Raw genomic sequence first — 7,126 nt, 5'->3', positions numbered from 1 at the left:
CGTGATTGCTCTGGGTTCGCTCTTTACGAGACACAAACGAACCAGTTACGTTACTGCCAATAATTAGCAGCAAGTTACAAGTCAGATATGAAAGCCTTGGTCACCACCAAGGCTTTTTCTTTTTTTGGGGGGGATATGTAAGCTCCTTCGCTGCACTCAGGATGATGGCGAGACATTTGATCTCTTTCGGTAAAGGATTTTTGCGGGAGAAGTGAATTCGCTGAATCTACTGATCGTGGCTAAAATCTCTTAAGAAAAACAATGGAACGCGAATCTTAAAAGTTTCGCCATCGGGCTTTGTCATAAGGTACGAACCGCGCATACTGCCTGTGGGCGTAGGAAGTGGGCAGAAGCTGGTGTACTCGAAGGAGGCGCCGGGCTCAAAGAAAGGCGTCTCGCCGATGACTCCGGGGCCCTCGACATCTTCGCGGTGTTGGCGGCCGTCCATGATCACCCAGTGACGTCTTAAGAGTTGGGCGGGCTTGTCGCCCAAATTTGTGATTTTGATGTTATAGGAAAAGAAGTACTTGGATTCCTCGGGCTCTGAGTGCTCGGGAACATAGCTGGGCTTCACTTCAACAAGGAAATTCTCAGTCGTTTCAGTATAAGTGGTCATGAGTTGTGTTTACGAAAGGCGAAACCGAAATGCAAGTTAGAGATTATGATCCATCTTAATTTTCTGGAGCAATCCGTGGCAGCCATCTTCGATAATGTCGATCACTTCCTCGAAGGCTTCAGGCCACCGTAGAAGGGGTCAGGGACTTCTTTATATTTATTTCTTGTACAGAATTGCACTAATCTAAAAACTTTACGTGCATGCTTTCGATCACGATCGAGCTTTAGAAGATCTGAGTAGTTCGCCTCGTCCATCGCAACGATGTAGTCGAAGTCCGAGAAGTCCTTATGAGCTAAAAAAGGGCGGGACTTGCTGGTGATCTCGTATCCTCGTCTCTTGGAATGAGTAATGCTCCGTGCGTCAGCATCTTCGCCTTCGTGATGACCTGCAGTCCCCGCAGAGTCGCAAAAGATTCTATCTTCGAGGTTATCTCGTTGGATCAGAGCTTTCATCACGGCCTCCGCCGTGGGAGATCTGCAAATATTTCCAAGACAAATAAAGATAACGTTTAACTTTTTCATTCTTTAGTCCGTTTGCGCATTTTCCACAGGTGTTGACTAATCAGCGGTCGACGCTTTTCGCCGGTGCAAACCATCAAGAGTTTTGTGATTTTGAGTTGGCGAGGATCGGTGACTAAAAGAATGAGCATCTCGCGAATGTAGTTAGTGTTGAGAGTAATGTAGTTGTCCGTGCCCACACCGAGCTTAACACCTTTTTTCTCCCACCAGCTAAATGGATGGTCTTTATAATCTTCGAACTGCCCCGTGAGTTTTTTATTAGACGAGGGAAGTGCGATCACCGAGAGCTCTTTGTCGATCATCCGATTAAGGACATCGTGCTGGTAATGTTCGATCTCGCGAGCGGCGTGGAACTTCGCTTTTACAAAATAAGTTTGTTCCTCATCGCTCAAAACTTGCCCTTGAATGAGTTTATTTTTAATCACATCGCGGCCATTCCAGTCGAGATCCTGAACTTCGCGATACTCAATGGATTTGGGTGCGAGGGCTTGGCCCTTAGAGTTTAAAGCCATCGTTTTTTGATAGAACTGATGGAAGTAAAAGTTAGGATTAATTCCCAAGCTTAAGCCATGCTCCACCGCATCCACATGCCAAATGTTCATCGCATTATCGACAGACTGAATCCCACGGCGAAGGGTGTCCCAAGTCTCGCCGTGATGCGAGCGAATTTTTAAACCAATGGAGTGTAGTTTTCTAAAACCAATCTTCATCTCTTTGAACTGCTCTTTGCGATAAAGATCCTTTTCGCTTCCTACCGTATCCACTTCCGTCACATGATCCAAGAGGAAGGGATGAGCTTGAAGCATATCAATCAACTGCTGAACTTGATGGTCAAAGTGATCTTTTTTGCTCTTAAAACGTTTAGCATCGTAGAAGCTAGGCTCTTTCCTAAAACAAGGGGACAGAATAAACTGAAACTGGGGTTGTTCTAACTGGAATTTTTTAAAGCCTTGGTAAAGTCCCAAAACCACATCTTCACTGGGTAAAGTGTCCGCACCGGGAATTTCCTCGATCGCGGTGGTGGTCGCTCGCGATAGCGTGAATTTGAGGCGGATGGCCCCTACGTTGTATTTGTGGAACAACTCGTTGGCCATATGATAAGCGGCATCTCTATGAGCTTCGAGAGAGGTCAAAATCAACTTTGGTAAAAGCAAGATCTCCAGGTAGCGATCAAACTGTTCGCCATCTTGTAGACTGAGGAGTTGAGCGACTTTAGCGACGCTATCGATGGGGAACGCTTTATCACCATAAACGGCCTTAATCTTCTCTTTGTAAATTTCGGCTTTAGGGCCTTCTAAAAGTTCCTTGAGACGAGGATAGACGAAATCGGCCGAAAGTGAACCCGTGAGGTGAATGTGCTCCTCGCGGTAGTGAAGCGGGAAAGATTTAAAGAAATCTGTCAAAGCCATCGATACGGGATGCTTGAGAAGCTGTTCCATATCGTATTTGTTAATGGAAAACTCGTCGACCTTTTTAGAAAAATCAACGAATTGATTTTTGCTCTCGGTATCTACTTCGGGAGAGGCAATAAGTAATTGGAGGGTATCTTGTAAACTCAGGCCGTTAGTCTCGCTGATAATGCGAGTCATGTGCGCTGTGAGGATCTCATAATTGTTGTTCATTAAAACAGTATTATACATACAAAAATGCACAATACAAATCATTGCGAATCAGAGTGAATAAAATGCAGCCAGGGCTAGAGTTTCATACCTAAGGCGCGATCCGCGATTTCGAACACATTCTTCGAAGTTTTCGCGTCGTTTTTGATTCGTAAAAGTTGCGTCTCCGCCACTTTTTGCTGCTCGGGTGACCATTTGGTCCAATCGTTGAAACTCGTTGCGAGGCGAGAGGCCACCTGAGGATTGCGCTGATCAATATCTAAAATGGCATCGGTGAGCCAGGCGTAGGTCTTTTGATATTCTCCATGAAAACGGAAAGGATTCGATCCTGCAAACGTTGCATGGAGTGAGTAGATCTTATTGGGATTTGTTTTATCAAATAAAGAATCTTGCTCTAGTTTCTTAACGGTTTCAAAAGTGGATGGATGCCAAGACGCAGATTGAATCGAAAACCACTTGTTAATGACGAGAGAATCGTCCCGCCATCGTTGTTTAAAGTCCTCCAAGGCTTTCTGAGCTTTGGGGTGAGTGGTTTGACTGAGGAGCCATAAAGCGGACAGGGAGTCCGTCATATTTTTTGCGCTAAAATACGCGTGACTGAGAAGGTCCACTGAGTTGTCAGCTTGATCGCAAGTGATAAAATCGAGAACCACACTTTTAAGAGAGCGACCTTGAACGGCCGCCGAGGAAAAGTCGTCGGGCAGTTGGACCAGCTTGGAATGAATGTCTTTGAACTGCTGTAAACAGTGATCCCGTAAGCTTCGCTTAAAGAACAAATATGATTTTTCGAGGTTCTTAATATCGAAAGGCTCTAAGAACTGAACGATATAATTGATCTGCGGGAGCTGTAGGAGTCTTGCCAGATACGCGTGATCCATCGTTCGATATTGAGATAAATTTTTTGCATAACCAGCCAGAAGGTTCGGCGGAATTGTGAGCGGCTTGTTGTTTTGCAAATTGGCAACATTGGCGAGAATGGCTTTTTGATACATTCTTTGAGCCGCTTCCCAGCGATTAAAGGGATCGACGTCAGAACTCATCAGGAGATGAAGCTCACTATCACTCGCTTCGTAGTGGAGATGAATCGGCGCCGAAAAATTTCTTAAGATAGAGGGGACCGGCTTTTGGGATACGCTTGTAAAAGTAAAGGTTTGCTCCGCTTGGTTCAATTCGAGAGTGGCGGTATTCCCTTGGGTTCGCTTTTTCCCTTTGACCAGCGGGAGAATTTCGATGCCTTGGGAGTTGAATAGGCCGATGCTGATAGGAATCACATAGGGTTTATTTACCTTTTTAGTCACGGGATCTATGGTTTTTTGCGTGAAGGTCATCATGTACTCATGGCGATCGCGATCGTAATTTGTCTTAACCTTCACGGTAGGAGTTCCCGCTTGATTGTACCAAGAGTCGCGAAATTGCGAGAGATCTTTTCCGGAGACGTTTTCTAAAGCTTTGATAAAGTCCTCGGTAGTGACAGCTTGGCCATCGTAAATTTCGAAATATTTTTTAACGCCGGCGATGAAAGTTTCGCGCCCGAGCAGAGTCTGGAGCATGCGAATCACTGCTGCGCCTTTAATGTACACAGTAGAGGTGTAAAAGTTATCGATTGTAAGATAAGACGGCGGGCGGATGGGGTGGGCCATTCCGCTCGAATCCTCGGGAAATTGTCGAGTTCGAATAAGATTCACGTCATCGATGCGTTTTACCGCTCGAGAATTGAGATCTGATGTGAACTCCTCATCTCGGAATACCGTGAGGCCCTCTTTTAAGCTCAGCTGAAACCAATCTCGGCAGGTGACGCGATTCCCCGACCAGTTGTGAAAGTATTCGTGACCGATCACCCCTTGAATGGCGGTGTACTCGGCGTCGGTTGCGGACTGCTTGTCGGCGAGAACATATTTGGTGTTAAAAATATTGAGGCCCTTGTTTTCCATGGCGCCCATGTTGAAGTCGTCAACCGCAACGATCATGTAGAGATCCAGATCGTATTCGAGATCAAAGACATCTTCGTCCCATTTCATCGCCTGCTTTAGAGATTCCATCGCGTGGGCGGAGCGCGATTCATTCCCTTTATCCGTGTAGATTTCTAACTGCACGGTGCGACCGGACTTGGTGGTGAATGTGCTCTCCGTTTTTCCGAGATCGCCGGCAACCAGTGCAAAGAGGTAGCAGGGCTTGGGAAAAGGATCTACCCAAACGGCGGTGTGACGGCCACTCCCGAGAGTTTCGGTTTTTACGCAGTGGCCATTGGAGAGTAAATAGGGATACTTTGATTTTTCTGCAGTGACCGTCGTGGTGTAACGAGACAAAACATCGGGCCGATCAGGGAAATAGGTGACTCGGCGAAAACCCTGAGCCTCCATCTGCGTGCAGAAAATTTTCTTTGTTTTGTATAAACCGCTAAACGATTTGTTATTTTGCGGGAAGATCCTAGTTTTGATTTCGAGTTCGAAGTTGAGTGAAGTGGGTTTGTCGATCGTCAAAGTTTCTTCCGTGAGGGTGTAATCTTCTTTATCCAGTGGCACGCCATTGGATTTAATCGAGATCAACTCGAGATCCTCTCCGTAAAGGACAAAAGGGGTTTTCGGTGCCGTTTTCGCCGCGCGCTCCACAGTGAGAGTGCTTGTCACTAAAGTTTCGTCTTCGAAAAGATCGAACTTAATATTAACCGTCGGGATCAAATACGCAGGGGGTTGATAATCCTTAAGATGAACGATCTGAGGTTGTTTTTTCATTCGAGCTCCAGTACACCAGGGACATGAGACAAGTCCTGTCAGGTTATGAATGTATTGTTGCTAATCCCGGTTCGTCAAAGGCTGCTGTGATATTTCATGGCTATGGTGCAGATTTTTCGGACTTAGCGCCACTGGCCGAAGTGATTGACCCCGCTGGAGCTTGGACTTGGATCTTCCCGAATGGTCCCTTAAAGGTCGACATCGGTGCCCATATGATGGGACGCGCTTGGTGGCCTATTGATATGGCAGAATATCAGCTCGCGATGATGACTGGAAAACCACGCGACTTAACTCAGTGGTCGTCTAAAGAATTCGTCCAATGTCGCAACGGTCTTTCTTTTTTTATGGAAGATATCGCCAAAGAGTACGACCAAGTCGTAGTAGGGGGCTTTAGTCAGGGAGGGATGGCTGCCAGTCACATACTCCCTAGTGTAGGGGACAAACTCGCAGGCCTGCTGTTACTTTCGACAGTGGCGGTGGATGTAGAAAGTCTACGTCAGCAGCTTGAGGCTGTACCGCCCGTACCCTTCTTGCAAAGTCATGGACAGATGGACCCCATTCTCAACATGGGGCAAGGCAAGATTCTTTTTGACCTCCTTCAGGATCAAGGGTTTACCGGGCAATGGTGTGAGTTCCGAGGTGGGCACGAAATCCCCATGCAAGTCCTCTCGCAAGCCCAAAAATTCATGAAGTCCCTTTAGTAGATGTCGAAGCGGATGAGTTTGCCGCTGACGGAACGTTTGGGTTCAAGGCCTGCAAGATGAGGAGCTTTGTCAGCGCGTTTAACAACAATCTTCCGCTGGTGTTGCTTGAGAGTGTGAATGATTTTTCCAAAGTGAGCTTCGTCTTCTAGAGGGGAGACTTCGGCCAGGTATTGCATTTCTTTTTTGGGAAGAGCGGTGCGCTTGTGGTTGAACATCGGATCGATGTAGTAGATATCAAACTCTTCCCCGGAGTTTTCCACAAAGTCTAAAGCGTCGCGATTTTCGATGGAAAAGTGACGGGTATTTCCCTTGCCCTGTGCGCGAGTGAGCGCGTCTTGGACGAGGGCGAACATCCAAGGATGAATTTCTACACCGTGAATTGTTGCCCCCAGGAAATTCAATTTAAATGCATCCTTGCCCAATCCCAAAGTGAGATCGCAGATGCGAAGGCCTTTTTTGAGTCCGACCGCTTTAGCCAGGAGATCATTTTTCGCGGAGAGTTTTTGTTTGAGATAGTTTCCGGCATCAGCCACAAAATCGACAGAGAGGCCACGCTCCGTCGAATCGACTTTGCAAAGATGCAAAACTCCTTCGATCGTCTTCAGTTCAAACTGTTTCATTCACGCCAGTAGATGGGCTGAGGGAGAGGCTTTAAGCAAGCGATGCCTTTAGACCAAGATTCCTTGCCAGGGGTCGCCAGGAGTTTCTCCTCGAGCTTTTGGATGAGAGATTGAAACTCTTGAATGAGTCTTTCGTTTTTTGCATCAAACTCACGAAGTTTTTCGTTAAAGGTCACAGGCCCGATAAACTTTTTAAATTGATCGAGATCATGAATCAAAAACGCTTCTCGGCGCTGGGCCTCGTTGAGGTCGGCAAATAAGAAAGCCGCGAAGGAATTCAGATATCCCGCCTTAAGGTCGCCCATCACCGCTTTCTT

General features: G+C 46.7%; 7 protein-coding genes. 1 reads left to right on the top strand and 6 read right to left on the bottom strand.

The genetic code is table 11. From position 1 onward, the window contains the following. Positions 1-226 precede the first annotated feature (226 nt). The 4 genes from apaG to pepN all read right to left on the bottom strand — a co-directional run bounded on the left by apaG (position 227) and on the right by pepN (position 5,485). Positions 227-616: a Co2+/Mg2+ efflux protein ApaG gene (gene apaG, locus K2Q26_14360; protein ID MBY0316703.1), complete on the bottom strand. Its 390-nt coding sequence runs from the start codon at positions 614-616 to the stop codon at positions 227-229. A gap of 101 nt (positions 617-717) precedes the next feature. After that, positions 718-1,137 (bottom strand): low molecular weight phosphotyrosine protein phosphatase, encoded by a 420-nt coding sequence (locus tag K2Q26_14355; protein ID MBY0316702.1) that lies wholly within the window; start codon positions 1,135-1,137, stop codon positions 718-720. After that, positions 1,134-2,756 (bottom strand): hypothetical protein, encoded by a 1,623-nt coding sequence (locus K2Q26_14350; GenBank protein MBY0316701.1) that lies wholly within the window; start codon positions 2,754-2,756, stop codon positions 1,134-1,136. Before K2Q26_14350 ends, K2Q26_14355 begins: the two co-directional genes overlap by 4 nt. Before the next feature lie 74 nt (positions 2,757-2,830). After that, positions 2,831-5,485 carry an aminopeptidase N gene (gene pepN, locus K2Q26_14345; protein MBY0316700.1) on the bottom strand — a complete coding sequence of 885 codons (2,655 nt, stop codon included), beginning with the start codon at positions 5,483-5,485 and terminating at the stop codon, positions 2,831-2,833. A 23-nt stretch (positions 5,486-5,508) separates the two neighbouring features. On the opposite strand from pepN, the gene K2Q26_14340 reads away from it, so the two are divergent. Then, positions 5,509-6,186, top strand: a complete 678-nt coding sequence (locus tag K2Q26_14340; protein MBY0316699.1) for a hypothetical protein — start codon at positions 5,509-5,511, stop codon at positions 6,184-6,186. Here K2Q26_14340 and K2Q26_14335 read toward each other — a convergent pair. Continuing rightward, positions 6,183-6,809 (bottom strand): class I SAM-dependent methyltransferase, encoded by a 627-nt coding sequence (locus K2Q26_14335; GenBank protein ID MBY0316698.1) that lies wholly within the window; start codon positions 6,807-6,809, stop codon positions 6,183-6,185. The two genes, K2Q26_14340 and K2Q26_14335, sit on opposite strands and share 4 nt — an antisense overlap. After that, on the bottom strand, positions 6,806-7,126 hold a 321-nt coding region (locus tag K2Q26_14330; protein MBY0316697.1), incomplete at its 5' end, for a hypothetical protein. The genes K2Q26_14330 and K2Q26_14335, both read right to left, overlap by 4 nt.

The organism is Bdellovibrionales bacterium (assembly GCA_019750295.1).
Taxonomy (GTDB): domain Bacteria; phylum Bdellovibrionota; class Bdellovibrionia; order Bdellovibrionales; family JAGQZY01; genus JAIEOS01.
This window is presented reverse-complemented; position numbering and strand designations above follow the sequence as displayed.